The following is a 25,798-nucleotide window of genomic DNA, read 5'->3' as shown; positions in this document are numbered from 1 at the left end:
TTCAGAGCCTCAGCTCAGAAAGAATGGATAAGATATTAGCTATTCATTGATGGGGAAATTTTAGAATTAAAATCATTAGCCAGTGTATCCAGTCCAGAACTGAACTTTTCTACCATACCATTTAAGGCTTGAAGCGCATCTTTACTATTAAGCGCCTGTTTTAATTCTTCATTTTCGCTGCCTAGTAATTCAACTAAAATATCCAGGTTACCGATTGCCTCACTTACCCCTGCCGCAAGATCGCTCAATTGCTGCGAGTGCTCATTATTATTTTCCTGTTGCACAATTTCATAGCGCAATTCCTTTAATTTTCGCATAAGTTGAGCAATATTCTCAAAGACAGCATCATTTTCAATTTCTTCTGCATCCATTAAGTGGCTCCGCCCTTGACTGTGCTTAATTAAATTCTAGTAGAAGTATGGTATTTCGCCATTTGTTTTAATAGTATTAGCCTTGTTTTTTGTTTTAGTAATAGTGAATCATATGCTGCTCCACTTTCTTTTCATTATGGGCATTTGTGTAGAAGCCATAACAGGTGCTTTAGCCGCTGGCCGGAAAAAAATGGATTTTTTTGGTGTGATGCTCATAGCCAATATAACAGCCTTAGGTGGGGGAACAGTACGGGATGCCCTGCTTAATACTTATCCTCTTACCTGGGTAGCCCATCCCGAATATTTGTTATATACCTCCATTTGCGCCTTTTTAACTATTTTTATTGCCCATTCATTAGTTAAAATAATGAAAGTGTTTTTAATATTAGATGCCTTGGGCTTATCCGCATTTGTGATTATTGGTACTCAAAAGGTACTGTCGCATGGGATGCCGCCCAGTGTTGCGGTTATCGGTGGCATGCTTACTGGTATTTGTGGCGGAATGTTACGCGATATATTATGCAATGACATTCCTCTGGTATTAAGAAAGGAACTTTATGCCGTCATTGCTCTGGCTGGAGCGTTACTGTTTATCATCCTGGGCTATTTTCATGTCCCCAAGAACATTAACATTATTATTACTTTAATCAGTATTTTTACCGCAAGGCTATTGGCTATTTTCTTTCATATTCAAATCCCTATTTTTGATTATTCAGAAAGCGTTAAAAAGCGGAAAAAATAATTGGACGAACAGAATGTAGCCCGGTCTGCTTGCAACTGCCTCTTCTACACATCTATGCCATCCCCCGATCCACGTCGTCCTGAGCGCGTCTTTTTGCGCGAAGGATCTCCTGAAAGCGGCATGGTGCCAGTATTGGGAGATCCTTCGCGCAAAAAGACGCGCTCAGGACGACGTGAATTTAATTTATGCTTCTTTTATTTCAAGAATACTGACCTCTTCAACGGGAACATCACCATGTCCCATACGTTGCGCTGTCTTTACTTTGGCAATGGCGTCTACAACATCCATACCCTCTGTTACTTCACCAAAAACACAATAACCAAATCCCTGAGGATGATCACCGCTGTAATTCAGAAAACCATTATCAGCAACATTAATAAAAAACTGGGCTGTTGCAGAATGAGGATCCATAGTACGCGCCATGGCTATAGTGCCACGCTTGTTAGGTTTTGCATTTTTTGCTTCATTCCTGACCGGCTCTTTAGTTGCTTTCTGTTCCATATCAGCAGTTAATCCACCGCCCTGAATCATAAATCCGTCAATAACACGATGGAAAATCGTATCATTATAAAAACCGTTACGTATATAATTCAGAAAATTCTCCGCTGTTGCGGGAGTATTTTCAGTATCAAGCTGCAGATGAATATCACCTTTAGATGTGCTAATTACAACCATTATCTCTCCTGATTATCTCTAAAATATAAAAAACTGATGTAATAAATTGTTAAGAATAACTCGACTGCGATGAATTGATCACCAAAGCGCGCATTTTATCACAAACATCGTGCAATACATGGATATTATGAATGCTTGCAAGGGCCGTGAATAAATTGGCTTTTCGTTTAAATAAATGATGCAAACAGGAACGTGAATAATTGCGGCAGGTGTAACAGGTACAGCTTGCCATAACAGGGGATAAATCATCAGCAAAACATGATTTTTTTATTTGAATGCGTTCATTTTCATAGTCACTTTTAAAACGCAACCAATCCCCATCAGGTACTAACCCACCACAATAAAGAGCACCATGCCGTGCATTGCGGGTTGGCGCCACGCAATCAAACATATCAATGCCCTCAGCAACAACCTCCAAAAGATCCTGAGGTGACATGCCAACCCCCATAGTGTAACGAGGTTTGTTTTCAGGGAGGTAATCACGAACCCAGCGTATGACATCAACCGTGGTTTTCATATCAAAACCTATTGTTTCACCGCCTATAGCAATGCCATCGGTATTCATAGACGCAACAAAATCCGCGCTTTCCTGGCGTAAATCTTCAAAAATACCGCCTTGCACTATGCCAAATAAGGCTTGCTGGTATCCATAACGAGAAAGAGGATGTTGCTGATGATAATTCATAGACTGGCGCAACCAACGATGGGTACGCGTCATGATATGCTGCACTTCTTCTTTGCTGCAGCTATCCGGAGTGCATTGATCAAAGGCCATAATAATATCTGCACCAATGATTTTTTGCGTCTCCAAAGACATTTCAGGCGTCATATGGATAAGTCCCTGGCTTCCGGGTAATTTAAAATGCGCCCCCTCTTCATCAATGGTACAAATTTCTTTGTTTTTAGACAGGCTAAAGACTTGAAAACCACCACTGTCGGTCAACATAGGGCTATGCCAATCCATAAACGGATGCATCCCGCCAGCCTTTTCTATAACACGCATCCCGGGAGCACATAACATGTGATAGGTATTCCCGCCTAAAATAATCTGACTTCCTGCTTCTTGCAATTCCTTTGCGGTCATATTATTAACACCCGCGCGCGTTCCCACAGGCATAAACACCGGTGTTATAAACTCCCCATGAGGGGTAGTAACGCGCGTAACCCGTGCTTTAGTAGCAGAATGTCGATAAAGCACTTCGCAAGAAAAGGTAGTCATGAATAGAATGGGCAATCAAAAAAGGAGCAATAATAGCCAAATCGAACCACTATTACCAGTAATTAAATTATTTATCTGGTGATAAGGCACGAGTCTGAAAATACAGGAACAAGCCGGAAACTATCATAAAAAGGAAATACAGCGCACTCCAGCCAGGCATGGAAATGCCCCACATGCTCCAGTCTACCTCAGCACAGTCACCAGCGCCCCATAATAAAGCATGAAGAACGGTTTGCCATGGAAAATAGTGAATCAAAACATCTAATCCTGGCATACAGGCGGGAGCCTGACCTGATGGCAAAGACTGCAACCATAAATGCCTTGAGGCAAAAAACAGTCCCGCCGTTGCAATAATGACTTGAATAAGGCTTACAATATGAGCCTTTCTTAAAGTGCCGAGACTTAAGCCCATGAGACCCAACAATAAGAAAACACAAATACGTTGCATGAGGCATAAAGGACAAGGTTGAAGCCCTACAGAATATTGCAGATAAAATGATGACAATAATACAACGACAGTAACCATTGCTAAAACGGACTGAATTTTCCTGTAAGTGATTTTCTTCATGATTTAGGCATCATATAAATTATTGCATCCTTGAGTTCTTCATCACTGCATTCAAAACAGGTTCCTTTAGCCGGCATGGCATTCAAACCCTTGATTGCAACGGCAAGCAGATCATCGATTTTTTTCCCTTGCATATGAGACTTCCAATCATTTGCATCACGGAATTTAGGCGCACCAGCCAAACCATCACGATGACAGATAATACAATACTGTTCGTAAGTTTCCTGGCCAGGTTCCTTTTTCACTGCAACTTCGGTTGCCGCCTTATTTTCAACGCCTGATGGAGACGAACTATCATTTTGATCTTCGACTCGCACTTTACCTACAGGTTGAATTCTCTGCTGTATTTGCAGTCGGTCCATATCTTCCAAGGCATATAAAGCAAAAGAAAATAAAGATAACAGCGCTACGATACTCAACCTCATGGTTGCGCCCTCTTTTTTGATAATTTAAAAATCATACCGGCAAGTGATGTTTTTTTCCAGCACTGGCAGTAAAAAAAGCAAGTAACTGTAAATTTGGATCACGTCAAGCCGGTGGTTGTGCTACACTGCATCCAATGGAAAGAAATCCGGCGTTAGGGATGACTAATCAAGAATACATTAAAAGCACTGAATCAGACGGTTGTAAATCAACGACAGACACCAATAACTATCCAGACTTCATTAATGAAGCGATAGCAAAGTATTTTGAAGAGCGTGTCAATAAATCCTGGCAAGGCAAGCATATCATGAATGGAAAGACACCTGAGTCTACCTCCCTGATCTTATCCAGTAACGACTATCTGCATATCAGCCGGCATCCCAAGTTACTCCATGCCCAGATTGAGGCAATGCAAAAACACGGCAACGGCCAAATGCAATCCGCTGTTTTTTTAAGTAATAACAGTCAATTGCTGGATACTTGTGAGCAGCAATTCAGTGAATTTCTCGGCTATCCTGCAAGCTTGCTTTGCCAATCGGGCTGGTGCGCTAATGTAGGACTGATTCAGGCCTTGACCAAACCTAATGTTCCTGTTTATCTCGATTTTTATACTCATATGTCCTTTTGGGCGGGAGTAAAGGCTGCGGGTGCCAAATCTGTACCGTTTCAGCATAATTCAATTGAGTCTTTGTGCAAACGCTTGCAACGACACGGCCCAGGGATTATTGCCATTGATTCTATTTATAGCACCACAGGAACTATTAGCCCGTTGCAAGAATATGTAAACATAGCTCGCCAGTACCAGTGTTTACTTATAGTTGATGAGTCGCATTCACTGGGAACACATGGGCCACAAGGTAAAGGTTTGGTTGCTGCTCTTGGTTTGTCAGACCAGGTAGATGTAATCACTGCAAGCCTGGCTAAGGCCTTTTCGGGTAGAGGAGGCCTGATTACAGGAAAAAATCAACTTATTGAATTTATTCGTTATTCTTCTCTTCCAGCGATATTCAGCTCTGCATTAGTCCCTCAGGATTTAGCGGGGTTCACAGCATCACTGGACATTATTTCCGATGAAGAGTGGCGCAGGGAAAAACTTCATGCCAATGCTGATTACTTACGAAAATCGCTTTTAAACCATGGGTTTTATCTGGGTAACAGCAATTCGCAAATTATCCCAATTATAGCCGGCACGGAAGCTAACACTATCTGGTTACGCAATGAACTGGAAAAAAGGGATATTTTTGGTGCCGTATTTTGCTCTCCAGCAACCCCAAAGAACAAAAGCCTGATTCGTTTATCGATTAGTGCACACCATGAAAACAATGATTTAAATCAAATCATTGATTGTTTTATTGAACTAGCCAGAAAAAAGCCGGATATGCCTTTTTTTGCAGGGAAATAATAGTTATTTATCAGCACTACCTCTTCTGTTTGCTTATGCTCTCATTACCTAAAGAAAACCGAGCCGCGACCGTGAGGGAGCGGAAATTTTGGATGTACACCTAATGAGTAATTCACAATGGAGTGCATCGAACTGTTCCGCTTCCTTACGGTCGCGGCTCGGTGTTCTTAGCATGATGCTCTTTTGTACTCTTGATTAGCGAATCACAATACAGGCTCAATTCTCCTGACTTACCCCCTCAAACGTTCACGATGTAAAGAAATAATTCGCTAATTAATAAACATTTCCTCAGCATCCAACTCTTCAAGATACTGGTGGTAAGAAAGAATTTTGTCCATACGGACATCAAACAAGACTGCACCTTGAACATAGGCATAGTAATAGGTTTCATCGGAAGTAAATTTATGGGCGGGAACCAGGCAGTTCGCCCACTCATTCCATTGTGGCGTTGGGGAACTGGCTTGCCAGAAACAAGGGATTTTCTCACCGCCAAGCAACTGATCCAATACTTCCTCATTGGCACCATTGTCCAAAGCCAAGTCATAATGCAGGCGCATATCCGCTTCATTTTTAACGATAAGGAAACTGATGTTGGCATCATCATCCAACATGAAAAAGCTGCCTGAATTATCCGCAAGATAAAATTCCACGATGCCCTTCTTTTTGCATAAATCCCAAAACAGCTCTGCAAATTTTTTATCATGCAGACAGCTTGGAGAAGTTACCGATAACATGCGGACAACCATATCAGACATGCTTTGGAAATAGTGCAATTGCAAATCATGGATGCCTTTAATGATCAAATTGGCTACATCAGGATCGCTCTTTTTGATGTATCTGTGGATTAATCCCTGGTTAAAGGCCTCAATAGCCAATTTTTCATCGGCTTGACCAGTTAACAAAATCTTTTTAATGTTAGTATCTTCAATTCTTCTGCAAAATTCCAATCCATCCATACCAGGCATGGCATAATCGACAACCACAACAGAAATTTCTGAAAAGCGCCTGGAATTGTATACCTCTGCATGAATAGCAGCTAAATCCAGGTTGATTGTATGATTAGTCAATGGACAGTTTTTTGCCTCTGTATATTCACTGATACATCGTTGACTTAATAATTCAAGTTCACATCGTTTTTTATGAATACAGTCCAAAGCATTGAAGGGCGAATCAAATACGCGATAGGCTAATCCTTCATCAAGCTGCAAAACAAAATTGAGCAGAAAGTCTCGACTGTCATCTACAAAAACAGCAGTACTTGGAAAGTAACAGGTAGGTATAGAAAAATGGTGCATAGCTCCTCCTGAGCTTAACGTTCCAGTAACACATCCTAAAACTGTTGTAATTATTCAGGCCCACCGAAATAGCATCATTTATATTTCTAAACAAGGGCTTACAACATGCCTATAAAATATCATGATTGCCTACTTTAGCCAAATTATTTACGGTTTATATGCATATTAAGGCGATAAGGCAATTCCTCGAGCGTCATCAAAACTCCCTCCAGAATTGACGCATTGCTCCAGATTACCATCAGGCCTGATCGCGCAAACAGCCACGGTATTGTCTGTAGAAATATAAGCTAAAGTTTCTGATCTGTTTAAAACAATGTCGCTGGGAACATCAAAAAATGCAGGCAGGGTGAACAAACGGCAACTGACCAAAGCGCCCTTAAACATTTGGCATACGGAAATTCCATATCCTGGAATCCCTTGATCCACTACATAGGCAATTGTATCGCTTTTATTGATGACTATCCCATTGGCAAAATTGAAGGTTGCCCCTACTCCAGAATCGATACAGGCACCAAAAGCGCCATTTGATTTGATGAAACATTTAATGACGGCATCACAACAGGTGACGTAGGCAAAAGTTCCTGCTGAATTCAAGGCAATTCCAAAAGGTGTGTTTGAGGAGGGAACCGTTCCTGCCACGACACAATTATTAAATGTACCATCAGGATTGAGCACACATTGTGAGACCTCGGTACTTGAAGCATTAGCCACGTAGGCAATACTGCCATCATGATTTAACACGATTCCTTCAGGAGATTCAAAAGGAACGCTGCCGCCAAAAAACTTGGTGCAGCTAACAAAACTTCCATCATTATCCATAGTACAACGCGAAACAGAATCACTTGATGAGTTAACCACATAAGCTATAGGTAAGGAAGGGTGAATGCTGATTTCTGCAGGTGTATCAAATTGCGCCCCCACCCCTGAATCAACACAAGAACTAAAGGTTCCATTTGCAGCAAGACTACATTTTGACACGGTGCCTGAAACAGCATTGCTTACATAAGCAATCTGAATAAAGGTAACATACAAACTATTGACTAATGAGGGCTGAGAACATAAAAAAGGATCGGCCGCACCATTGTTACTTTTACATACTACCGGTCCGCCGACATGTCCTTCCCTGGCAATTTGGTTGCCATGCACTTCAATGTGTAAGGAGCAGGATTGATTAGGTGCCAGAGTAAACTGTGCGGGGCAACTACCAGGCATATTCGTTTTCTGTACTACTCCTTTTTGCGGAGTAAGGGTCAAAGTACGGGTAATTTTTGTATTATTGGTCACCCGATAAATGACTTCTCCCGCCCCGACCTTAGTTATTTTGAGATGATTTTCCTGAGGCTCTAATGGAACAATAGAAAATTTAGGCCTGGCATCTGCATGCAATACACTGGAAATAAGGGTTAATACCATTAGGGTCAGACTGATTATTATCCTGAACTGCGCCATGGAGCCTTCCTTAATTTTAATTGAATACCAAACCTCCTCTATTAATCTCCCAAGAGATTCAACGTGTCAACAACCTTGGGGAAACTTAAAATAAACAGAGCATACTCCCCCTCACGGGATTCACAAATAATCGTGCCGCCAAAGCTCGTCATCACTAATTTACAAAATGACAGTCCAATGCCCGTTCCCATAAAAGTGGTGGTGTAGAAATGATTAAATAAACGCGATAGCTGTTGATTCGACATTCCTTTTGCGGTGTCTTTAAAATATAAATAATTCAGTTTCTCCCCTTCTTCAGCCCAAATGGTAATTTCACCCCGCCGCGCGGTAGCAATCGCATACAATGCATTTTTTATTAAATTAAACAAAATATGCTGCATTAATAATTTGGAGCCTCTAAATTGAAAATCACCATCCCAGTGAATCAAAGTTCGTTCTGCCGGCGACAAAAAAGGATATCGTGCTATTGCTTCGCTTAAACATTCAGCCATAGAACAGATTTCCAGAGCACAATGCTGCAACGAGTTTTCGCGCCCCGCCTTCACCAGCAACATGTCAATAATGGTATTGGCGTAATCAATTTCACTGACTATACGGTTACTGACTCCCTCCAGTTGATTTAAACGGCGATCTCTAAGCGGGGCAGAGATTAAGTCTTGTTCTTTGGCTAATTGATATCCTTCAAGCAAGCCGGGTAAATAATTTACCAAAGCCTGAGCGCCGCTTTTAATCCCAAGTAAGGGTGTACGTAACTCATGAGCAATCATGCCTGCGGCTGCTGCCATACCGGCTAATCTTTGCTGTTGCAACATGGCTGTTTTATAGTTGAGGGTAGACCCCGCAACTATGGTAAAAAAGATGACTAAAGCCATTTCTATGTGTTCCTCGCCAAAATACATTTGGGGAGCAAAACAATAATAACTGATTAAAGCCAAGCCAATGCCTAAACTCAAGACTATGGATAAGCTCAATAAATCAACAAGCAAGACGAGCAGGAAAATACTGCACAGCAGAGACATGGCGGAGATAACACTGGCTTGCGTCATCAAAAACATAAAGGTAAAAAAATAGGGCAGCGTGAATAAAAGCGTCAAAAACCAATACCAGGACAAATAATTCTTAAATTTAACTGGCCAATAAGGGGTTAACATGAGCCCCAAGCCCAAAAGACTCCCCAGTAACCGCAAGGATAAATTTTCATAAGATTGAGGAAACCAATAAACCCAAATCAGATAAAATAAAGGAAACCCCAGAAAAGCAATGGCACCTACAGCAACCAGCTGGTGAGTGGAATGAGATAAACTGCGCTGCATTGACTCATCCAAATGCCTCACTATTTTTTTAATTTGCCACATCTTTGCTCCTAGCCAGAATTTCAGTTGAATAATCTTCTTACCCAAAACAAATCAATGGTATCATGTCCTATTAGCCAACAAGTACCGTATCTTATGAATACCAGAACTATCCGTATTGCAACACGCCAAAGCCCTCTTGCCTTATGGCAAGCCAATCACGTCCGTGAGCAGCTATTAAAACAATGGCCGGGAATCGCTATAGAATTATTACCCATGGTAACCTCTGGAGATAAATTCCTTAAAGATAAATTATTAGTCGAGGGCGGGAAAGGTTTATTTGTTAAGGAACTGGAAGAAGCATTATTGGACAAAAGGGCAGATATTGCTGTCCATTCAACTAAAGACATGCCAGCGCAACTTCCAGAGGGTCTGTATCTTGCCGCGATCTGTAAACGACATAACCCTTTTGATGCCTTAATCAGCAAAAACCATTCCAGTCTTGCCGCCTTACCACAACAGGCAATTGTTGGAACTTCAAGTTTGCGGCGCCAATCACAATTACTGGCATACAGACCTGACCTGCACATTAAAACCTTACGAGGCAACATTAATACCAGACTGGCAAAGCTTGAAGCGGGAGAATACGATGCGATTATTCTTGCCGCGGCAGGCCTCGAACGTATGAATATGCAAGATGCTATTACAGAATACTTATCCGATGAAATGATGCTGCCTGCCTGCGGTCAGGGTGCTTTATGCATAGAATGCCGCACCGATGATCCGGAAATTCAACACATCATTAACAGCTTAAATGATCCTTTATCCGCTCTGTGCGTGCACGCGGAGCGGGAAGTTAATGCTCAATTAGGCGGCAATTGCCATGTTCCCTTAGCGGTATTTTGTACTGCCACATCAGAAAATACTCTTTTTTTAAGAGCCAGAATATTAAGTCTGGATGGTACGCAAACCCTGTTCGCCAGTCAGTCAGGCACGTTGAATGAAGCACAACAGATTGCAGATGCATGCACTCATGCTCTGATACAACAAGGTGCAATGAACTTACTTCACTCTATTCCCTTATGAAGCAATCACTTTGCGGTTTACGTATTTTAAATACACGTCCTCAAGGCCAGGCACAACAGCTTAGTCAGGAAATAACAGCGGCTGGCGGTGTAGCTATCGAATGCCCTGCGTTGGAACTGGCTGCCAGCGACACTGACTGGCTTGATTCACTACCTGACTTAAATCAGGTGCATCATGCCATTTTTGTCAGTCCAAATGCCGTACATTATGCTCTGAGCCAATTAGAGCAAAATAACATCAGGTGGCTTGGCCAAATCAATACTATTGCCATTGGCAAGGGAACAGCAAAGGCCTTGAATTCATTTCAAATTCAGGCTAATGATATCCCTGAGATGCCAGACAGTGAGCATCTGTTAGCCCTTGAAACACTAGAGCAACTAAAAAACCAAACCGTGCTATTATTTAAGGGAGAAGGAGGCAGGACACTCATTGAAGAAAGCCTTAGGGCTCGTGGGGCAGAATTATTTAGCCTGGTAGTGTACCAAAGAAAAATGCCAGTAATTCAGCCTCAATTGATTTATTCTTTATGGCATGATGATGCGGTGGATATTATACTGTTTACAAGTGAACAGTCGATGCGCAACCTTTTTAAGATGTTTGATCGGGAATCACATAACTGGTTGCGGCATAAGCCCTGTCTTGTTATCAGTGAACGTCTTGCCAGAGAAGCCTCTTTATTAGGCATGAAAAAAATTATTATTAGCCATCCGGATAGGATGATAAGTACGTTGTTTGATTATAAGGATTAATTCATGACCAATAACAACAAAGAAGAAAAAAAAGAAACAATGGAATCAGAACCAAATCCCATAATTGAATCCAATGAACCTCCTCAGGAACAAAAAAGCAGATCCTGTTCCAAAAGTTATTTAATTATTCCGGGTGTTGCCTGTATAGGAGCCCTTGCCGCAATTATCATCGCGCTATACAGTATCAATCTGAATAACTCTTTTCAAAATAATTTAATTACTGCAAATAAAAACCTGACGGCAGAAGTCGAAGAGTTAAAGCAAAAACATAACAGCGTCCAGGAAGACATAGCAACCAAAGCGCAATCCTTACAACACATGCAAAGCACATTGGAAAGTAAAGTCGATGGCCTGAATAAAGAGTTGCAAACAGCCATGCAGCAACGTCTGTACCAAAATCAGGATTGGCTACTCCTCAAAGCACGCTATTATCTTGAGCTGGCACAAATTAATGAGCATTGGAGTGATAATTTTAATGCCGCTATAGCATTACTGCAGGAAGCCGACAAATTACTGCAACAAATTAATACACCTAAAATATTTACAGTGCGTCAGGCCATAGCAAAAGAAATGGCACAGTTGAAAAGCGTGCCCAAGGTCGATATTGCAGGCTTACTCAGCCAATTGGATGCAGCACAAGTCAGCGTGAGTAATTTGACCATCCAGTCCACTATTGCCGAGAGTGGTGCATCAGCAGAAACGGAAACTCCCAAAGCGGCAACGCCTCAAGCCTGGCGTGCCCGTTTTCAGGACAGTCTCAATTTATTGGAAAAACTGGTGGTAATAAGACGCACCGATGAAGAAATCAAGCCGCTCATGTCGCCCTTATTTGAATCCATATTAAGGGAAAGTATTCGCCTTAATCTTCAGGAAGCACAATGGGCTATTCTCAATAATAATGATGCGGTATACCAAATGGCTCTCAAGCAGGCTATAGTGAACCTCAAAAGAACTTTTGATGAGCAAGAGCGTAATACCGCAGAATTAATCAAACAGTTGAATACACTGCAGCAGGTAAAATTACGTCAGGAAAAACCAATAACAGGATTAGCGCTTCCACTCCTCAATCAAATGATTGACAATAAAGAACTGCCTGGTAACCAGACAGATACTGGCGGAAAAGGAGAAAGCAAGCAATGATTAGAGTTTTGATTGCCTTTATTGTTTTATCAGGCGCTGTACTTCTGGGGATACAGCTCAACTATGATCCGGGTTATGTATTGATCGCCATAAACCATTGGACTGTAGAAACCACTCTATGGGTTGCCCTCTTTGGGTTGCTTTTTTTAGTGCTCCTTGTTCATCTGGTGTTGCAATTATTCCACAAAATAGCCAAAACCCCTGGTACGGTAAATAAATGGAATTCCAGACGTCTGGCGCAAAAAGCACAGGCAACTACCCGTAAAGGCTTGATAGAATACAGTGAAGGGTATTGGCAAAAGGCAAAAAATCATTTGATTCAGGCTTTACCCAATACTGATACTCCCTTATTGAATTATTTGACCGCTGCACGAGCGGCCCAGAAAATGGGGGACAGCCAACTGCGCGATCATTATTTACGTGAGGCGCAACAATCTATGCCTGAAGCTAAAATTGCTGTTGAATTAACCCAGGCTCAATTGCAATTGGCTAATCACCAATGGGAACAAGCCCTGGCAACCTTAAGGCATCTGCAAGATTTAGCCCCCCGCCATCCCTATGTATTAAAATTATTAATGCACCTCTATGAGGAAGTGAGAGATTGGCCTCAGCTTATTGCCCTGTTACCTGATTTAAAAAGACATAATGTGGTTTCTGACAATGCTTTTGAACAATTACAACAAAACACTTATTTACAGGCAATGATCGATTTTGCGAAACAAAATCAGACCGAATCAATAAACAAACTTTATCATTCGCTCCCCAAATCCTTGGTCAATAATCCGGAAATTGTTGCCGAATACGTGCGATTCCTTTGTAAGAATAGTGAGTATACTCAAGCGGAAAATACCTTAAGACGCTGTCTGCGCAAAGAATATAACCCAGAACTGATTAACCTTTATGGATTATTAGCCATTAATGAACAACAGTTGATTTTTGCTGAATCTTTACTGAAAAAAAATCCGCATTCTGCAGCCTTGTTTTTATGTTTGGGACGCTTGTGCATTGCTCAGCATTTATGGGGAAAGGCCAAACAATATCTTGAGCAATCCAACGAACTTATTCCCACTCCTGCCACCTTCCAGGAACTTGGCAAACTGTACGAAAAACTGAATGAACCCTTCCTGGCTTGCGATAGTTTTAGAATGGGGTTGGAATTAGCGACTACGCATGAATTTTGCTCTTCTCTGGAACAAAGAAGATGGGGAAGGCTGACCGATGAAGTCCAGGATGGGCCCAGCGACCGTCACGACTTGTACCATTCTCCGATCCACGTTAAAAAATATTAAATAACTCATTATCAAGTTATTTAAATATTCTCTAATGAAAGTACAATTAGCGATTGGTCACCTTGCCTAATGGCATTACATGGGGCATAACCAGTCTCCGATTAACGAGCTTTATGTCTCACATGCTCTCAAAATACAAGGTGTCTTCGTTGTAGGCTTCAATCCTTTTTAAGCGAATAGTTTTTATTTACGGGATGTATTTACAAAAAAACAACGCCTCGTGAGCGATGCGCTAAAAGAGCCTGTAGCGGACTTATTAAACCAAGTCAAAGCAAAGCCACTGTCATATGGATGAAACAGGGCATCGCCGCGACGGAGTGAATCAATGGCTTTGGGGAATGATGTCAGGATCGGCTAGTCGAACCTTCTCGTGGCAAGAAAGTCATTGACTTTTTAATGGGGGATTTTGAGGGCATTCTTGTGTCCAACCGCTATGCCGGATATAACTATTTTCCCAGCGATAAATGCTAAATCTGTTGGGCTCATTTAAAACGCATCACCAAACTTTCTGAGAAACAGCACAAACCAATAGCCCGCATAGGGAATGAGTTATTAAGAACCGACCTATTTGAATTGTGGCACCAATACAAGCAAGAATATTTCTCCCGATGGGAGCTCATACGACAAACTCAGCCCATCCGACAGAAGGTTGGCAAGCTTCTGGAGCAAGGAACTTATACCGATCCCAAATTAAGGAGCGTTCGGTTTTACAATAATCTATTAACCCATTTCAATGCTCTGTGGACTTTCATTTTTAATGAGAGCCAACCAACAATCATGCGGAACAATGCTTACGCCCTACAGTAATTTGGCGAAAAAATTATTTCGGAACACGCTCCGATCATGGTTCTGACTTTGTAGCCAGAACCATGTCTCTTCTTACTTCATGCAGATTACAAGCTAAAAGTGCTTATGATGTGTGCTCTCAAATCTTGACAGATCATTTTTCAGGGCAGAAATCCTTGGTTTTTGCTAACTCCCCGTGACCTTTTACACATTAATGTTCAACGTGTGCCAAATCATCTAGCCGGAAGCGATAAATCCGCGCGTCCGGCTCTGATGAGGAACCAGCAGAGCCAATCAACCCAAATTTATAAACTAAATTTGACTTGAATTACACTTCTAATAAACCGGCCACTGTTTTAGACTATTTACATTTAAGATTTAATCACCAAACCCCACGTTCTGCCTCACGTTGGTCTAACTTAAGCATAAACAACTTTTAAGCATGCCATTGAATATTGAAATTGAGCACTTTCCGGGACACCAAGAATGATTCTCTCTCCTTCATTTAATTCTCTATCTTTAAGAAATCGATCGAGTGTTATGTAAATTGAAGCAGAACCAACGTTACCAGTTTCAGTTAAAGAGGTGTAATATCTATTTTCTGGTAAATCCATATCATTTATTTTAAACTCTTGAATCAATTTATCATAAAAGTACATTGATGAAATATGTGGAAGAAAATAATTGATATCCTGTATACATAATTTATTTTTTTCTAAACAATATTTAAAGAACTCAGCACCTTTAGGTATTATATTTTCTAATATTCGTGTATCTTGTTTAACCGAAAACACTGTATTTTCTACCCACTGTTCAGGTGTCATTTCTTTCCATGAAATTAGTTTTCCATCATCAGTTCTTATACACCCCTCATACATGCAAGGCGGAAACTGATTAGCATATGAAACTGACTCAATCCATTCGATCTCTAAATTTAGACCTTTTACAGGTTTGTTACGTAATAAGAAGGCTCCAGCTCCGTCAGATAACATAAATCTCAAAAAATCTTTTTCAAAAGCCAATAATGCATTGTTATCCAGTTCATGCAATTTTTTATATTCAATTTCAAAAAAATCTGAGCGCAATATAGGGGATACTAATTCAGAGCCTGTAGCTATAGCATTCGACACTTTATTTTGTAACAAGGCCAGATAAGCGACCTCTAACGCATGCATGCTGGAACAGCAAACTCCAGACGTAGAATAAACTGAAATGCTAGAGCTATCTTTTAACAAACTATGAACCTGCATACCATGGGATGGAATCATATAATCAGGAGTAGATGTTCCAGAAGCAAGCAATTCCAACAAAGATAAATTAAACGTATCGTCTACTAACAAATTAATTGCTTCTAATGCCATTTGAGCATTTGTATGTGTGATTTGTCCTCTCTCATTTAATGCGTAATGTCTTTGTTTTATTTTGTTATTTCTCAAAACAATAGACTTAGCTCTAGAGCCTTTATCACCTATCTTCCCAAGATAATTTTCCATTTCATCATTGTTAACAACTTTATTAGGAAGAAAGTGCGCGGTCTTAGTTATAAAAGCACTCGATAACATAATGATATCTCCTTTATTGTTAGATGACCCCAATCACATGTAATAAAGTAAAGAACCTGTTTATTGAAATATGGTTGTCTTTATTGGATTTGTCAAGATACCGATCTCTCTGCTCTCAGAACAATCTTGTTGACAAAATACAGGGGTGGTCTATTTTTAACCATATACCCCCATTCAAACATAACTCTATGCCCCAAATGAAAGTAAAAAAGAATATCAACATTTATTTTGGAGGATTAATCATGGATTTAGAGCTTCTGGCTATGCATGAATTTGATAGAAACGGCATGATAGTTCATTTAAAACCAAATACTTCAACATTAATGACATTTAAGTTAGCTAGTGAAATCAGAGCGCTTCAAGATTCCTTGGCAAAAAAAATTATTGGTCAGTGTTTGGATAATTATTGCGTCATTTGGTATCTTCACAAAAGCAAAAATTTTTCTCGTTGCGGACTTGATTATAATTTTATTTTTAATTGTTTTAAAAACCACGATGAAAAAAAACTCGAAGAGTATATTGATAAAGTTTTTGACGTGCTCTTCCTAAATTATGTTGGGTTAGGGCTTCCAATTATTAATTGTTCGTTTCTCACCGATTACCTACCAGGATTGTCTAAAGAATTTTTTTTTATGAATAAGATAAGTTTTATTTACCAAAATAAATATAAATGTTTAAAAAAAATCAACCTAGTTAATGAGATAAAAAATTTGACGTTTAAAAAAGAAACTTATGATAAAAATCACTATTATTTTTACAATCCTATTCATATCAGACAAATGAAGGAAATTATAGAAAAAATTACTTATGAAATACCTGGTATAGAGGAAGTCAATGAAGTAAAGAATGATTTTGAAGCACTAAAAAAATTGATAGTGACGAGACTTTATAAGATAGCTTCACGGAATATTAATATCTTGGAGAGATTAGCTCGAAATGATAGGGAAGACGTATCTTATTAACCTTTCCTATTGTTCACATTTTATCTATATTTTGCAAAAAATAGTATATCTTTAATTAAGGAGTTCGTTATGAAAACAAATACTGAAGAAATAAAAGATGAGGTATGTGAGTTGTATTTTAAAAGAAAAGTACCAGTTAATGAAATTTGCAAATTAGTTGATGCAGGCTTTGTCTATGTAATTTCATGCATTCACCATTATAAACCTTACAACAATTCCGAACACTACATAGTTTATTAAAATAAACTTAAACTGGAGTATCAAATGGGCATAAAGTTAATTAATAGTTCTGCATATGTTCCGAAAAAAAAGGTACTCAACAGCTATTACGAACAAAAATTTGGCTTGTCCAGGGGGTGGATAGAACAACGGACAGGAATTCGCTGCAGACACCAAGCTGAATCAGATTTATTGGTTTCTGAATTGGCGGCCAACAGCGTGAAACTAGTGATACAAGAAGAGCTACCAATTGATTTTTTGATTTGTACAACATCAACGCCAGATTCGTTACTGCCGTCAACTGCGAACAAAATTGCAGCAATACTAAAAATTGAAAAAATTTTGTGTTTTGATTTAATGTCAGGGTGCGCTGGATTTTTACAAGCATTAATAGTCGCTAATAGTCTTTTGGAAAATGGTTATTATAAACGAGGTATAATAGTGGCCGCTGAGAAAATGAGTATTATTATTGATGAGGATGATCCTGTTTGTGCGCCTATATTCGGTGATGCTTCGTCAGCCTGGTTAGTTGAACACTCGTCTGAGCAAAATGTTAAGGCGAGCTACATCGATAATGACACAGATGGTGTACATTTTCTTTATATACCTACTTGCCATAATCTGGTAGATAAACAACAAATGTATTTTTCAAGTAAGGTTTTTATGGATGGAAAAAATGTTTTTAAATATGCCGTTAATTCTATGTGCACCTCTATTAGCGAGGTTCTAAATGCCGCACAAATGACAATGGACGATATTGATTATATAATCCCGCATCAAGCAAACCTGCGAATTATAAATGCTATTGCGAAACAGTCTAATATTAATTCAGACAAAGTCTTAACCGTAATACAAAATCATGGAAACATTGTGAATGCTAGTATTCCCCTGACTTTACATGTCTATAAAGAGTTACTACATAATAAAAATATATTAATGACAGCTTTCGGAGCTGGATTTAATTTTGGTGCAATGATAATTTCAAACTTTATAGCCAAGTCCTAATAAATTGATTATAAATGGTGTAATCGAAAATGCCCATCAATAGAACAAGGCTCTTTATGGGATCCGGGGTCTTTCGAAAGCAAGCCACAGTGGTTATATGGATGAATCAGGACATCGCCACGCGGGGTTAATCAATGGTTTGGGGGGAATGATGTCGGATTATCTGCATTTTTTTCTGTCGAACCTTCTCGTGATAAGAAAGTGATTGACTCTTTAATTGAGGGATTACCTCCTGATCTTATAAAAGAATAAAATCTGATACATAGGACGAATCTCGTGGGTGGGTAGTTAACCCCTAGGCTCATGACAGGCATCATTACAATCTGTATCCGTTCGTTCAGTTTGAATGGTGACATGCTGAATGCCAAATTCTTTTCTTAATTCTTCAACTAAATGTGCCCGGGACTCATCAGATAAAGAATCATCCGGCATATAAAGATGAACTGACATAGCATTTTCTTTGGTACTCATGGCCCAAATATGCAAATCATGAATGCCCTTAACGCCCGGTCGAGCCAGGAGAAACTCACTCACTGCTGCCCAGGAAATCCCTCGTGGCACCCCATCAATAATTAATCTGAAACTGTCGGCAAATAAAGACCAGGTTCCTTTGAGAATCACTAGTGCAATCAACAAACCGACTAAAGGATCTATCCATAACCAGCCAGTCCAATACAATAAGGCTGCAGATATAACCACTCCAACTGAAATCAATGCATCATAAAAAAGATGCAAGTAAGCACCGCGAATATTGAGATCTTCAGAGCCCCGCAAGAAAAGCAATGCCGTTGTACCGTTGACTATAATACCAATTCCTGCAACAACCATAACTGAAATTGCCTGGATTTCTGTAGGAGTAATCAGTTTATATACTGCTTCTGTGGCGATAATTCCACAGGTAAATACTAATAAGGCACCGTTAATTAATGCTGCCAGGATGGAAGTTTTCTTCAAACCATAAGTCGCTTTTTGAGTAGGTTTGCGCTTCATCAATCCCGTTGCAATCCATGCTAAAATTAAGCCCAGCACATCACCAAGATTGTGGAAAGCATCAGCTAACAAACTGGTAGAATTCGCAATATAGGCATAAATAATTTGCAATACAACAAAAATACTGTTTGCAACAATTGCTATTAAAAAGGCACGATCATAGGTAACGTCATCATGACTATGCGAATGGTGATTATGTCCTTCGTGTGAATGACCGGTCATGATTGCTGGCCATCTGTATAATAGTTTAAGCCGATTTTAATTCTGTCCCTGGTTTTTTGCCTGCGCCATGCATTGGTATCACGCAGGGAATAAACACAGCCACAATATTCCTGCTTGTAAAATTCTTCCCTCTTCGCTATTTCATACATACGTTCTGAACCGCCATTTTTACGCCAATTATAGGTCCAGTATTCCATATCAGGATAATGGCTCGCGGCACGAATTCCTGACTCATTAATCTGATTCATGTCTTTCCAGCGGGAAATGCCTAAAGAACTGCAAATAACCGGATACCCATGCTCATGCGCATACAGCGCTGTTCGCTCAAAACGCATATCAAAACACATAGTACAGCGTTTTCCACGCTCAGGCTCCCATTCCAGGCCCTTGGCACGCTCAAACCAATTATCCTTATCATAGTCCGCATCGATAAAAGGAATATTATGCTTTTCAGCAAACTTCACGTTTTCCTGCTTTCTAATCTCATATTCCTGCACTGGATGAATATTGGGATTATAGAAAAATATGGCGAATTCAATTTCTGAAAATACCAAGGCTTCCATTACCTCACCTGAACAGGGTGCACAGCAGGAATGCAGTAATAATTTATTTGCTCCATTAGGTAATTCCAATCGTTCTCTTTGAATCATTCTTTTACTTCCGGCAAATTAATAAAATGCTGGCGGTAATACACCAGTTCGTTAATTGAATCTTTAATATCATCTAAAGCAAGATGCTTGGATTCTTTAGTCAGGCCATTAAGTAAGGTAGGATGCCAGCGGATAGCTAGCTCTTTGAGTGTACTAACATCCAGGTTACGGTAATGGAAAAATGCCGCCAGTTCAGGCATGTATTTATATAAAAAGCGTCTGTCCTGGCAAATGCTGTTTCCGCACATAGGTGATTTACCTTTATCCAGGTACTGCTTTAAAAAATCAATAGTTAATTGTTCTGCCTCAGACTCACCAACCTGGCTTTCCAACACGCGCTTCACCAGGCCAGATTGATTATGTTGTCTGGTATTCCATGCGTCCATACCATCAATCAGGGATTGAGGTTGGGATACGGCGATTACCGGGCCTTCGGCCAAAATATTTAAATGAGGATCAGTCACTATAGTAGCTATTTCGATAATTCGATCCTGTTCTGGCTCAAGACCGGTCATTTCCAGATCTATCCAGATTAAATTATGATTATTTTTCATTTGCTTTCCACGCTTTAAGAATCAGTTCAACACAGGCCACGCGACGTTGATGCAGAGCCTCCTTTATTGCTTTACCTTCATAACCTTGAGCTATTAATTGTTGAGGGTTTACTTTAGCACATTCTGATAAGATAGTACTCCATAGCTGAGTCTGCATATAATCCACTTTTCGCCCACAACCCTCGGCATCCGCCTGACAGGCAAGAAGTAACTCATAAAACAAATGGGGTCTGCGAAATGCGTCCGTTCGGTCTAGCAAAGCAACAACTGTACTGGCACGTAACTCAAATAAACGGTGAATATTTAAATGGTGACGTGACACCATAACAGCAAGAGTTCTATAGTCATTAGGTATTCTCAGACGAGTACATAAATGTTCTACAATTGCGACCCCCCGCTCTTCATGGCCGTGATGTTTCGGCCAATCTCGAATCGGTGTCGCAGCCTTACCCAAATCATGCACCAACGCTGCAAAACGGGTCACAGGATTAGGGCTTAAAGCCACAGCGGCCTGTAACACCATTAATGTATGCACCCCGCTGTCTATTTCATGATGATACTTAACAGGGTTGGGAACGCCAAACAAAGCATTTAACTCGGGCAAAACAACCCTAAGTGCGTCGCAGGCACGTAAAGTAAGAATAAACTGCTCCGGATTTTTTTCAGTCAGGCTGCGTTGCATTTCCTGCCATACTCTCTCGGGAACCAAATGGGCCAATTCACCTCGTGTCACCATAGAATACATTAATGCGCGGGTTTCCTCTGCCAATCGAAAGCCCAGGGAATAAAACCGGGCAGCAAAGCGTGCAACACGTAACACGCGCACAGGGTCTTCAGCAAAGGCCGGTGAAACATGCCTTAATATTTTATCCTGAATGTCACGCTGGCCGTGATAAGGATCAATTAAATTGTCATGCTCATCCATAGCAATAGCATTGATTGTTAAATCACGGCGAGCCAAATCCTCTTCCAAAGTAACAGAAGTACTAAAATCACATTCAAAACCATAATAGCCAGATCCGGACTTTCGTTCCGTCCTGGCCAAGGCATATTCTTCATTGGTTTCAGGATGTAAAAATACGGGAAAATCTTTTCCAACCTGTCTGAACTTCTGACGCAACAAGTGCTCTGGTGTCGCTCCAACAACAACCCAATCCTTTTCATGGGCAGAAATACCTAATAATTTATCGCGAACTGCTCCACCTACCAAGTATACTTTCATTAAATAAGATTTACCTTCATACTGTATCATTAATAAATTGGGTTTGTTGCCCCACATTATAGTATAAATCGACACCATGAGTAAAAGACGAATCAATAAACAGCAATCCTCGCGCATAGAAAAAATACAGCAGACGTATCAGGATGCCAAAGAAAATCATGATGATTTAGCTGACGGTCTGGTTATTACTCGTTACAGCAGGCATGTTGAAATTGAAGATGAGCAAGGTAAGCGCATACGCTGTTCCATAAGACCTAACCTTGAAACTTTGGTCGCTGGGGACAGAGTTGTCTGGCAAACCGAGGGAAATGGGCAAGGAGTAGTTGTAAGCCTTTATCCCAGAGGCAGCATCCTGGCTCGCCCTACGAGCACTGGCTTAAAAAAACCTGTTGCAGCCAACATTACCCAACTCATTATTGTCATAGCTCCAAAACCGGAAATCAGCTGGCCTTTGCTGGACAGTTATTTAATTATGGCTGAAACACTGCGTTTGCATGCTGTAATTGTATTGAATAAAACAGACTTACCCTGCAATGAGCTAAAAGAACAGTTATTAGCTGATTACCTTACTTTGAATTATCCCGTCATTATGACCAGTAAAAATGAGTCGGATGGCGTTGTAAAACTTAAAGAAGCACTGAATCATCAAATCAGCGTTTTTGTAGGCCAATCAGGTGTAGGAAAATCATCGTTAATTTCCGCTGTACTACCTCATGAAGAAAATATAGCCACTAATGCCTTATCAGAAGGTTCTGAGCTGGGGCGGCATACCACCAGCAATTCCCGCTATTATCATTTACCCAGTGGCGGGGCATTAATAGACTCCCCGGGAGTGCGTGAATTTAATTTGTGGGATATGGACTCAGGCATGCTTGCCCAAGGTTATGCAGAATTCAAACCCTATATATCACTGTGTAAATTTCGAAATTGTACCCATATAGATACCCCCCACTGCGCTATTATAGACGCTTTAAATCAGGGCAAAATACCATTAAGACGCTATGAAAACTTCATTAAATTATGTGTTCAATTTAACAAATCAAAATTTTAGCTGTCTTTCATGTTAAAATAGACGTAGCCTTGATTACTATCGCTGCATCAAGGCTACAGTTTTTTATCTAGTTTAATCAATCCAGTCGTTACTTCGATGCCGTTCGGGCTGAGGAGAGGCGGTAGCCTCGTCTCGAAGCCTTAGCACCGTGCCAAGGCTTCGAGACAGCGCTATCGCGCTTCCTCAGCCCGAACGGCATCGAAGTAAACACTGGCTCAAACAACTTTCTTATCCGAAACTCACGTTAACTTAATAGCAGTAAGGCTATGTAGGCGCACCAAGATAATCTTTATGAGCGGCGCTGTTACGGGCAACATCAGTTTCCGCAACGGATAAAATCGGACGGCTTAGCCCGCGAAGATAAGTAAACATTTTATCAATCAGTTCACTACCAAGATGCAGTTCAGGAGCATGAAGACCTTGCTTGTAAGCCTCAATAATATCCCTGACCTGATATAAATCACCTTGTAAAAAGGGTAATTTTGAACTATCCAGTTTACGGACTGAAACAAAAAAATGGACGGGACTGTTCGCCTGTATACTACTTAACTGAGTCAGGCGATTGCCTATATGCGCACCACAATTACTTAAAAAAGCATCTTTACATTTTCCAGGATTGTACAGATTAATTAGTCTGTATAAATTTGTCTTATCATGTTCACTTAATTTCTTCATAAATCCAGAAAATAAAATGTTGACGCGAAAGGCCTTGAATAAATCACTCATATTTTGGGCATAAGTCTGAATGATATTATCTAAAAATATATTGATATGCTCATTCAGTGCGGTATCGCTGCTTTTAAAATGAAACAAGGCATCAAAGATTAATTCTGGTTCAAACCAATACACATCTATGGAAGAAAAATCTCCTCTATCTATCAGTTGTAGCCATTGTTTCAGTGAATTATGTTGGCTAAAAATGGATAAGAAACCGGAATCATTACTATTACGGTTATTAATATTTCTGATTATGGACTGATATACAGGAATCAGATTGGAAGATGATTCAGTTTCCAAAGCTTTTTCAAACAGCCGGTAGAACCCAGCCGCTTCAGAGGATACAGTATTACTGGCATCCCATAAATTAATACATACGCCTGCAAATGGCAGAAAATCAAAGCTTGACGTCATTAACGATACCACAGTACAACATGAGCGGTGTAATGAGGGATCGGAACTAATTTCAGAAACTCCATTGGCATCTTTTGCAATCAGACTTTTCTGCTTTTGATCGTCATAAAGTGCAACCAATTCCTTACGTGACGATTTTAATGCACTGTTGTACTGCTTTAACCAAAGAGCTAATACATTGAGTTCCCTATCAATTTCATAGCTTCTTGCCTGATTGATCGTAATTAAAAAATCTAATAAATAGAACTCTGACTCATAATAAGGAATCCGAACCCCATAGAAAAAGTTAGTATCATCTGTCTCGATGTGCAGCAGAGAACCAAAAAATACCTTAGCTGTATTTTTAAATAAAGTAAAATCAGCTCCAGTGCTTTTTAGCCTGTAGTATTCCTCAATTAAAGCCAGAAGTTGTGGTAACAAATTTAAAGGCATAGAGCCCTTCGTTTGAAGGTTAGGGAAAACCTTCTTTTGCATGAAATCCCAGAAGTTTATAAATTTTTCTTCCTTTATAGAAAACTCACCTTTTGCCTGCTGACATACTTTCAAGTGAGCCAATTCATCTACACTCAATGAACTCACCCTTTTCACCGACAAATCCCTGCAAGTAGACAATGAAAATTGATTATTAAGCAATCGTTCACATAGACCACGTTTTCTATACAAGGTCAGACCATCCTGATCCAAATAAAAATTATCAGGGCCTTCTGTTTCAGAAAGTTGGGATAAATTATTAAAATCTACTGTATTGGTGACTGTAGGAAAAAGAATTTGATAGTATTTTTTATCACAGCATAGAGCCAAATCTTTAGCGAACTGAATCCAGACGCGGTTAATACCGAGAGGATTAAGCGTATAGTCTAATGGTTTATTGAAGATCTCTGGCCATCGCTTCTTGTAACAGTCCAAGATAAATTGAATATCATTAAGGTCAAGCTCATCTCCGACACTGAAGTGCCTAAAATGGTTTTCCAAAGCAAGACAGAGCTGTTTATCTACAGGAATCTGGTCAGCGAACTCTTTTAAATTTTTAATAAATTGCAATACACTTTGGACTAACATTGGAATTAAATACCTTTAAAAAGACAAAATCAGGCATGAAGCAATTGTTTATTGAGCACTAACCCCTAATAATACCTTAAAACAAGCAAAAAGTATAAATTATATAGAATATTATATCGTTTCCATCATTCATAAGAACCTTCGTAGCCGTAGCCCGGTCTGCTTGCAACCGGGCTACCCCCTTATCGGATGTGGTGGGTCCCGTAGGTCCCGTAGCCTGTATTAGCGAAGCGTAATACAGGAAAGATGTGGCATAGTGCCAAACGTTATTTCCCGTATTACGCTTCGCTAATACGGGCTACGGTTTCTGCGCACAATCAGTTCCATATCATGGATTTCAGGCAAAAAAAAAGCGGCTATTAGCCGCTTTTCTGGAATAAAACCCTGGCGATGACCTACTTTCGCATGAGGAAGCCTCACACTATCATCGGCGCATGTTCGTTTCACTTCTGAGTTCGAGATGGGATCAGGTGGTTCCAAACCGCTATTGTCGCCAGGAAAACTGTTATCCTTTGGCTGTACGGTTTCTCGTAACCGTCTGAGCCTAAGGCCTGGTAAAGAGTCGAGGTAACACAAGTTACATTATTTGTAGCATTTCTTCAATAACCTGAAGTAACTCAGATTATATGGTCAAGACAATCAGCCAATTAGTACAAGTTAGCTTCACACATTACTGCGCTTCCAC

The 25,798-nt window shown here is 40.2% G+C and carries 24 protein-coding genes and 1 rRNA gene; 10 read left to right on the top strand and 15 right to left on the bottom strand.

Going from position 1 to position 25,798, the window contains the following annotated elements; all coding sequences use genetic code 11:
- Nucleotides 1-35: 35 nt before the first annotated feature.
- The gene (locus B094_RS0101220; RefSeq protein WP_018575963.1) at nucleotides 36-371 is read right to left on the bottom strand and encodes a hypothetical protein; all 336 of its coding nucleotides are present in this window, start codon (nucleotides 369-371) and stop codon (nucleotides 36-38) included.
- A gap of 112 nt (nucleotides 372-483) precedes the next feature.
- Here B094_RS0101220 and B094_RS0101215 point away from each other — a divergent pair, with 112 nt between their 5' ends.
- On the top strand, nucleotides 484-1,113 hold the full coding sequence (locus B094_RS0101215) for a trimeric intracellular cation channel family protein (protein ID WP_018575962.1): 630 nt from the start codon (nucleotides 484-486) through the stop codon (nucleotides 1,111-1,113).
- Nucleotides 1,114-1,296: 183 nt separating this feature from the next.
- Here the strand turns inward: B094_RS0101215 and B094_RS0101210 are convergent, their stop codons facing one another.
- From B094_RS0101210 to B094_RS0101195, 4 genes are all read right to left on the bottom strand, one after another.
- Nucleotides 1,297-1,788, bottom strand: coding sequence for a peptidylprolyl isomerase (locus B094_RS0101210; protein WP_018575961.1), 492 nt, complete (start codon nucleotides 1,786-1,788; stop codon nucleotides 1,297-1,299).
- 49 nt (nucleotides 1,789-1,837) lie between these two features.
- Entirely contained in the window at nucleotides 1,838-3,007 is a 1,170-nt protein-coding gene (gene tgt / locus B094_RS0101205; protein WP_026253820.1) for a tRNA guanosine(34) transglycosylase Tgt, read from the bottom strand.
- 67 nt (nucleotides 3,008-3,074) lie between these two features.
- Nucleotides 3,075-3,575, bottom strand: a complete 501-nt coding sequence (locus B094_RS0101200) for a disulfide bond formation protein B (protein ID WP_018575959.1) — start codon at nucleotides 3,573-3,575, stop codon at nucleotides 3,075-3,077.
- The gene (locus tag B094_RS0101195) at nucleotides 3,572-4,000 is read right to left on the bottom strand and encodes a c-type cytochrome (RefSeq protein WP_018575958.1); all 429 of its coding nucleotides are present in this window, start codon (nucleotides 3,998-4,000) and stop codon (nucleotides 3,572-3,574) included. The genes B094_RS0101200 and B094_RS0101195 overlap by 4 nt, the downstream gene beginning before the upstream one ends.
- Nucleotides 4,001-4,158: 158 nt before the next feature.
- Here B094_RS0101195 and cqsA point away from each other — a divergent pair, with 158 nt between their 5' ends.
- The gene (gene cqsA / locus B094_RS0101190; RefSeq protein ID WP_018575957.1) at nucleotides 4,159-5,400 is read left to right on the top strand and encodes an alpha-hydroxyketone-type quorum-sensing autoinducer synthase; all 1,242 of its coding nucleotides are present in this window, start codon (nucleotides 4,159-4,161) and stop codon (nucleotides 5,398-5,400) included.
- A 269-nt stretch (nucleotides 5,401-5,669) separates the two neighbouring features.
- Here the strand turns inward: cqsA and B094_RS0101185 are convergent, their stop codons facing one another.
- The 3 genes from B094_RS0101185 to B094_RS0101175 all read right to left on the bottom strand — a co-directional run bounded on the left by B094_RS0101185 (nucleotide 5,670) and on the right by B094_RS0101175 (nucleotide 9,499).
- Nucleotides 5,670-6,695, bottom strand: coding sequence for a response regulator (locus B094_RS0101185; protein WP_018575956.1), 1,026 nt, complete (start codon nucleotides 6,693-6,695; stop codon nucleotides 5,670-5,672).
- A 165-nt stretch (nucleotides 6,696-6,860) separates the two neighbouring features.
- The gene (locus B094_RS0101180; RefSeq protein WP_018575955.1) at nucleotides 6,861-8,144 is read right to left on the bottom strand and encodes a YncE family protein; all 1,284 of its coding nucleotides are present in this window, start codon (nucleotides 8,142-8,144) and stop codon (nucleotides 6,861-6,863) included.
- Nucleotides 8,145-8,185: 41 nt separating this feature from the next.
- Nucleotides 8,186-9,499 carry a sensor histidine kinase gene (locus B094_RS0101175; protein WP_018575954.1) on the bottom strand — a complete coding sequence of 438 codons (1,314 nt, stop codon included), beginning with the start codon at nucleotides 9,497-9,499 and terminating at the stop codon, nucleotides 8,186-8,188.
- Nucleotides 9,500-9,592: 93 nt separating this feature from the next.
- Here B094_RS0101175 and hemC point away from each other — a divergent pair, with 93 nt between their 5' ends.
- Genes hemC through B094_RS0101155 form a run of 4 tightly spaced genes read left to right on the top strand, consistent with a single transcriptional unit; the run spans nucleotide 9,593 to nucleotide 13,700 of the window.
- Entirely contained in the window at nucleotides 9,593-10,522 is a 930-nt protein-coding gene (gene hemC, locus B094_RS0101170; RefSeq protein ID WP_018575953.1) for a hydroxymethylbilane synthase, read from the top strand.
- A complete protein-coding gene (locus B094_RS0101165) occupies nucleotides 10,519-11,271 on the top strand; it encodes a uroporphyrinogen-III synthase (protein WP_018575952.1) in 753 nt (250 codons plus the stop codon). Before hemC ends, B094_RS0101165 begins: the two co-directional genes overlap by 4 nt.
- 3 nt (nucleotides 11,272-11,274) lie before the next feature.
- Nucleotides 11,275-12,411 carry a uroporphyrinogen-III C-methyltransferase gene (locus B094_RS0101160; protein ID WP_018575951.1) on the top strand — a complete coding sequence of 379 codons (1,137 nt, stop codon included), beginning with the start codon at nucleotides 11,275-11,277 and terminating at the stop codon, nucleotides 12,409-12,411.
- On the top strand, nucleotides 12,408-13,700 hold the full coding sequence (locus tag B094_RS0101155; protein WP_018575950.1) for a heme biosynthesis HemY N-terminal domain-containing protein: 1,293 nt from the start codon (nucleotides 12,408-12,410) through the stop codon (nucleotides 13,698-13,700). The genes B094_RS0101160 and B094_RS0101155 overlap by 4 nt, the downstream gene beginning before the upstream one ends.
- 1,205 nt (nucleotides 13,701-14,905) lie before the next feature.
- Here B094_RS0101155 and B094_RS0101150 read toward each other — a convergent pair.
- Complete coding sequence (locus tag B094_RS0101150; RefSeq protein ID WP_018575949.1) at nucleotides 14,906-16,048, bottom strand: StlD/DarB family beta-ketosynthase; 1,143 nt, start codon at nucleotides 16,046-16,048, stop codon at nucleotides 14,906-14,908.
- Nucleotides 16,049-16,290: 242 nt separating this feature from the next.
- Between B094_RS0101150 and B094_RS0101145 the strand changes: the two genes are divergently transcribed.
- The 3 genes from B094_RS0101145 to B094_RS15485 all read left to right on the top strand — a co-directional run bounded on the left by B094_RS0101145 (nucleotide 16,291) and on the right by B094_RS15485 (nucleotide 18,234).
- The gene (locus tag B094_RS0101145; RefSeq protein WP_237762282.1) at nucleotides 16,291-17,010 is read left to right on the top strand and encodes a hypothetical protein; all 720 of its coding nucleotides are present in this window, start codon (nucleotides 16,291-16,293) and stop codon (nucleotides 17,008-17,010) included.
- Between the two features lie 69 nt (nucleotides 17,011-17,079).
- Nucleotides 17,080-17,250 (top strand): hypothetical protein, encoded by a 171-nt coding sequence (locus B094_RS17190; RefSeq protein ID WP_018575947.1) that lies wholly within the window; start codon nucleotides 17,080-17,082, stop codon nucleotides 17,248-17,250.
- A 24-nt stretch (nucleotides 17,251-17,274) separates the two neighbouring features.
- The gene (locus tag B094_RS15485; RefSeq protein ID WP_018575946.1) at nucleotides 17,275-18,234 is read left to right on the top strand and encodes a 3-oxoacyl-ACP synthase III family protein; all 960 of its coding nucleotides are present in this window, start codon (nucleotides 17,275-17,277) and stop codon (nucleotides 18,232-18,234) included.
- A 288-nt stretch (nucleotides 18,235-18,522) separates the two neighbouring features.
- On the opposite strand, the gene B094_RS0101130 is transcribed toward B094_RS15485, so the two are convergent.
- From B094_RS0101130 to B094_RS0101115, 4 genes are read right to left on the bottom strand one after another with little or no spacing between them, the layout of a single operon-like run.
- A complete protein-coding gene (locus B094_RS0101130; RefSeq protein WP_018575945.1) occupies nucleotides 18,523-19,446 on the bottom strand; it encodes a cation diffusion facilitator family transporter in 924 nt (307 codons plus the stop codon).
- Nucleotides 19,443-20,096: an epoxyqueuosine reductase QueH gene (locus B094_RS0101125; protein WP_018575944.1), complete on the bottom strand. Its 654-nt coding sequence runs from the start codon at nucleotides 20,094-20,096 to the stop codon at nucleotides 19,443-19,445. The genes B094_RS0101130 and B094_RS0101125 overlap by 4 nt, the downstream gene beginning before the upstream one ends.
- Nucleotides 20,093-20,650 carry an oligoribonuclease gene (gene orn / locus B094_RS0101120; RefSeq protein ID WP_018575943.1) on the bottom strand — a complete coding sequence of 186 codons (558 nt, stop codon included), beginning with the start codon at nucleotides 20,648-20,650 and terminating at the stop codon, nucleotides 20,093-20,095. The genes B094_RS0101125 and orn overlap by 4 nt, the downstream gene beginning before the upstream one ends.
- Nucleotides 20,640-21,872: a multifunctional CCA addition/repair protein gene (locus B094_RS0101115; RefSeq protein WP_026253818.1), complete on the bottom strand. Its 1,233-nt coding sequence runs from the start codon at nucleotides 21,870-21,872 to the stop codon at nucleotides 20,640-20,642. Before B094_RS0101115 ends, orn begins: the two co-directional genes overlap by 11 nt.
- 76 nt (nucleotides 21,873-21,948) lie before the next feature.
- Between B094_RS0101115 and rsgA the strand changes: the two genes are divergently transcribed.
- The gene (gene rsgA, locus B094_RS0101110; RefSeq protein ID WP_018575941.1) at nucleotides 21,949-22,923 is read left to right on the top strand and encodes a small ribosomal subunit biogenesis GTPase RsgA; all 975 of its coding nucleotides are present in this window, start codon (nucleotides 21,949-21,951) and stop codon (nucleotides 22,921-22,923) included.
- Between the two features lie 264 nt (nucleotides 22,924-23,187).
- Here the strand turns inward: rsgA and B094_RS0101105 are convergent, their stop codons facing one another.
- Together B094_RS0101105 and rrf are read right to left on the bottom strand one after the other, a co-directional pair.
- Nucleotides 23,188-25,113: a hypothetical protein gene (locus B094_RS0101105; RefSeq protein WP_018575940.1), complete on the bottom strand. Its 1,926-nt coding sequence runs from the start codon at nucleotides 25,111-25,113 to the stop codon at nucleotides 23,188-23,190.
- Nucleotides 25,114-25,495: 382 nt separating this feature from the next.
- Nucleotides 25,496-25,611, bottom strand: a 5S ribosomal RNA gene (rrf, locus tag B094_RS0101100).
- Nucleotides 25,612-25,798 lie beyond the last annotated feature (187 nt).

Origin of the sequence: Legionella shakespearei DSM 23087 (assembly GCF_000373765.1) — a bacterium.
In the GTDB taxonomy this organism is placed as follows: domain Bacteria; phylum Pseudomonadota; class Gammaproteobacteria; order Legionellales; family Legionellaceae; genus Legionella; species Legionella shakespearei.
This window is presented reverse-complemented; position numbering and strand designations above follow the sequence as displayed.

Excerpts from the sequence above, each read along its gene's own strand:
- B094_RS15485 (WP_018575946.1), top strand. The coding sequence starts at position 17,275 with ATGGGCATAAAGTTAATTAATAGTTCTGCATATGTTCCGAAAAAAAAG.
- orn (WP_018575943.1), bottom strand. The coding sequence starts at position 20,650 with ATGAAAAATAATCATAATTTAATCTGGATAGATCTGGAAATGACCGGT.
- B094_RS17190 (WP_018575947.1), top strand. The coding sequence starts at position 17,080 with ATGAAAACAAATACTGAAGAAATAAAAGATGAGGTATGTGAGTTGTAT.
- rsgA (WP_018575941.1), top strand. The coding sequence starts at position 21,949 with ATGAGTAAAAGACGAATCAATAAACAGCAATCCTCGCGCATAGAAAAA.
- B094_RS0101200 (WP_018575959.1), bottom strand. The coding sequence starts at position 3,575 with ATGAAGAAAATCACTTACAGGAAAATTCAGTCCGTTTTAGCAATGGTT.
- B094_RS0101185 (WP_018575956.1), bottom strand. The coding sequence starts at position 6,695 with ATGCACCATTTTTCTATACCTACCTGTTACTTTCCAAGTACTGCTGTT.
- B094_RS0101160 (WP_018575951.1), top strand. The coding sequence starts at position 11,275 with ATGACCAATAACAACAAAGAAGAAAAAAAAGAAACAATGGAATCAGAA.
- B094_RS0101105 (WP_018575940.1), bottom strand. The coding sequence starts at position 25,113 with ATGTTAGTCCAAAGTGTATTGCAATTTATTAAAAATTTAAAAGAGTTC.
- B094_RS0101210 (WP_018575961.1), bottom strand. The coding sequence starts at position 1,788 with ATGGTTGTAATTAGCACATCTAAAGGTGATATTCATCTGCAGCTTGAT.
- B094_RS0101150 (WP_018575949.1), bottom strand. The coding sequence starts at position 16,048 with ATGTTATCGAGTGCTTTTATAACTAAGACCGCGCACTTTCTTCCTAAT.
- B094_RS0101220 (WP_018575963.1), bottom strand. The coding sequence starts at position 371 with ATGGATGCAGAAGAAATTGAAAATGATGCTGTCTTTGAGAATATTGCT.
- B094_RS0101115 (WP_026253818.1), bottom strand. The coding sequence starts at position 21,872 with ATGAAAGTATACTTGGTAGGTGGAGCAGTTCGCGATAAATTATTAGGT.
- B094_RS0101180 (WP_018575955.1), bottom strand. The coding sequence starts at position 8,144 with ATGGCGCAGTTCAGGATAATAATCAGTCTGACCCTAATGGTATTAACC.
- cqsA (WP_018575957.1), top strand. The coding sequence starts at position 4,159 with ATGACTAATCAAGAATACATTAAAAGCACTGAATCAGACGGTTGTAAA.
- hemC (WP_018575953.1), top strand. The coding sequence starts at position 9,593 with ATGAATACCAGAACTATCCGTATTGCAACACGCCAAAGCCCTCTTGCC.
- B094_RS0101130 (WP_018575945.1), bottom strand. The coding sequence starts at position 19,446 with ATGACCGGTCATTCACACGAAGGACATAATCACCATTCGCATAGTCAT.
- B094_RS0101175 (WP_018575954.1), bottom strand. The coding sequence starts at position 9,499 with ATGTGGCAAATTAAAAAAATAGTGAGGCATTTGGATGAGTCAATGCAG.
- B094_RS0101165 (WP_018575952.1), top strand. The coding sequence starts at position 10,519 with ATGAAGCAATCACTTTGCGGTTTACGTATTTTAAATACACGTCCTCAA.
- B094_RS0101125 (WP_018575944.1), bottom strand. The coding sequence starts at position 20,096 with ATGATTCAAAGAGAACGATTGGAATTACCTAATGGAGCAAATAAATTA.
- B094_RS0101195 (WP_018575958.1), bottom strand. The coding sequence starts at position 4,000 with ATGAGGTTGAGTATCGTAGCGCTGTTATCTTTATTTTCTTTTGCTTTA.
- B094_RS0101155 (WP_018575950.1), top strand. The coding sequence starts at position 12,408 with ATGATTAGAGTTTTGATTGCCTTTATTGTTTTATCAGGCGCTGTACTT.
- B094_RS0101215 (WP_018575962.1), top strand. The coding sequence starts at position 484 with ATGCTGCTCCACTTTCTTTTCATTATGGGCATTTGTGTAGAAGCCATA.
- B094_RS0101145 (WP_237762282.1), top strand. The coding sequence starts at position 16,291 with ATGGATTTAGAGCTTCTGGCTATGCATGAATTTGATAGAAACGGCATG.
- tgt (WP_026253820.1), bottom strand. The coding sequence starts at position 3,007 with ATGACTACCTTTTCTTGCGAAGTGCTTTATCGACATTCTGCTACTAAA.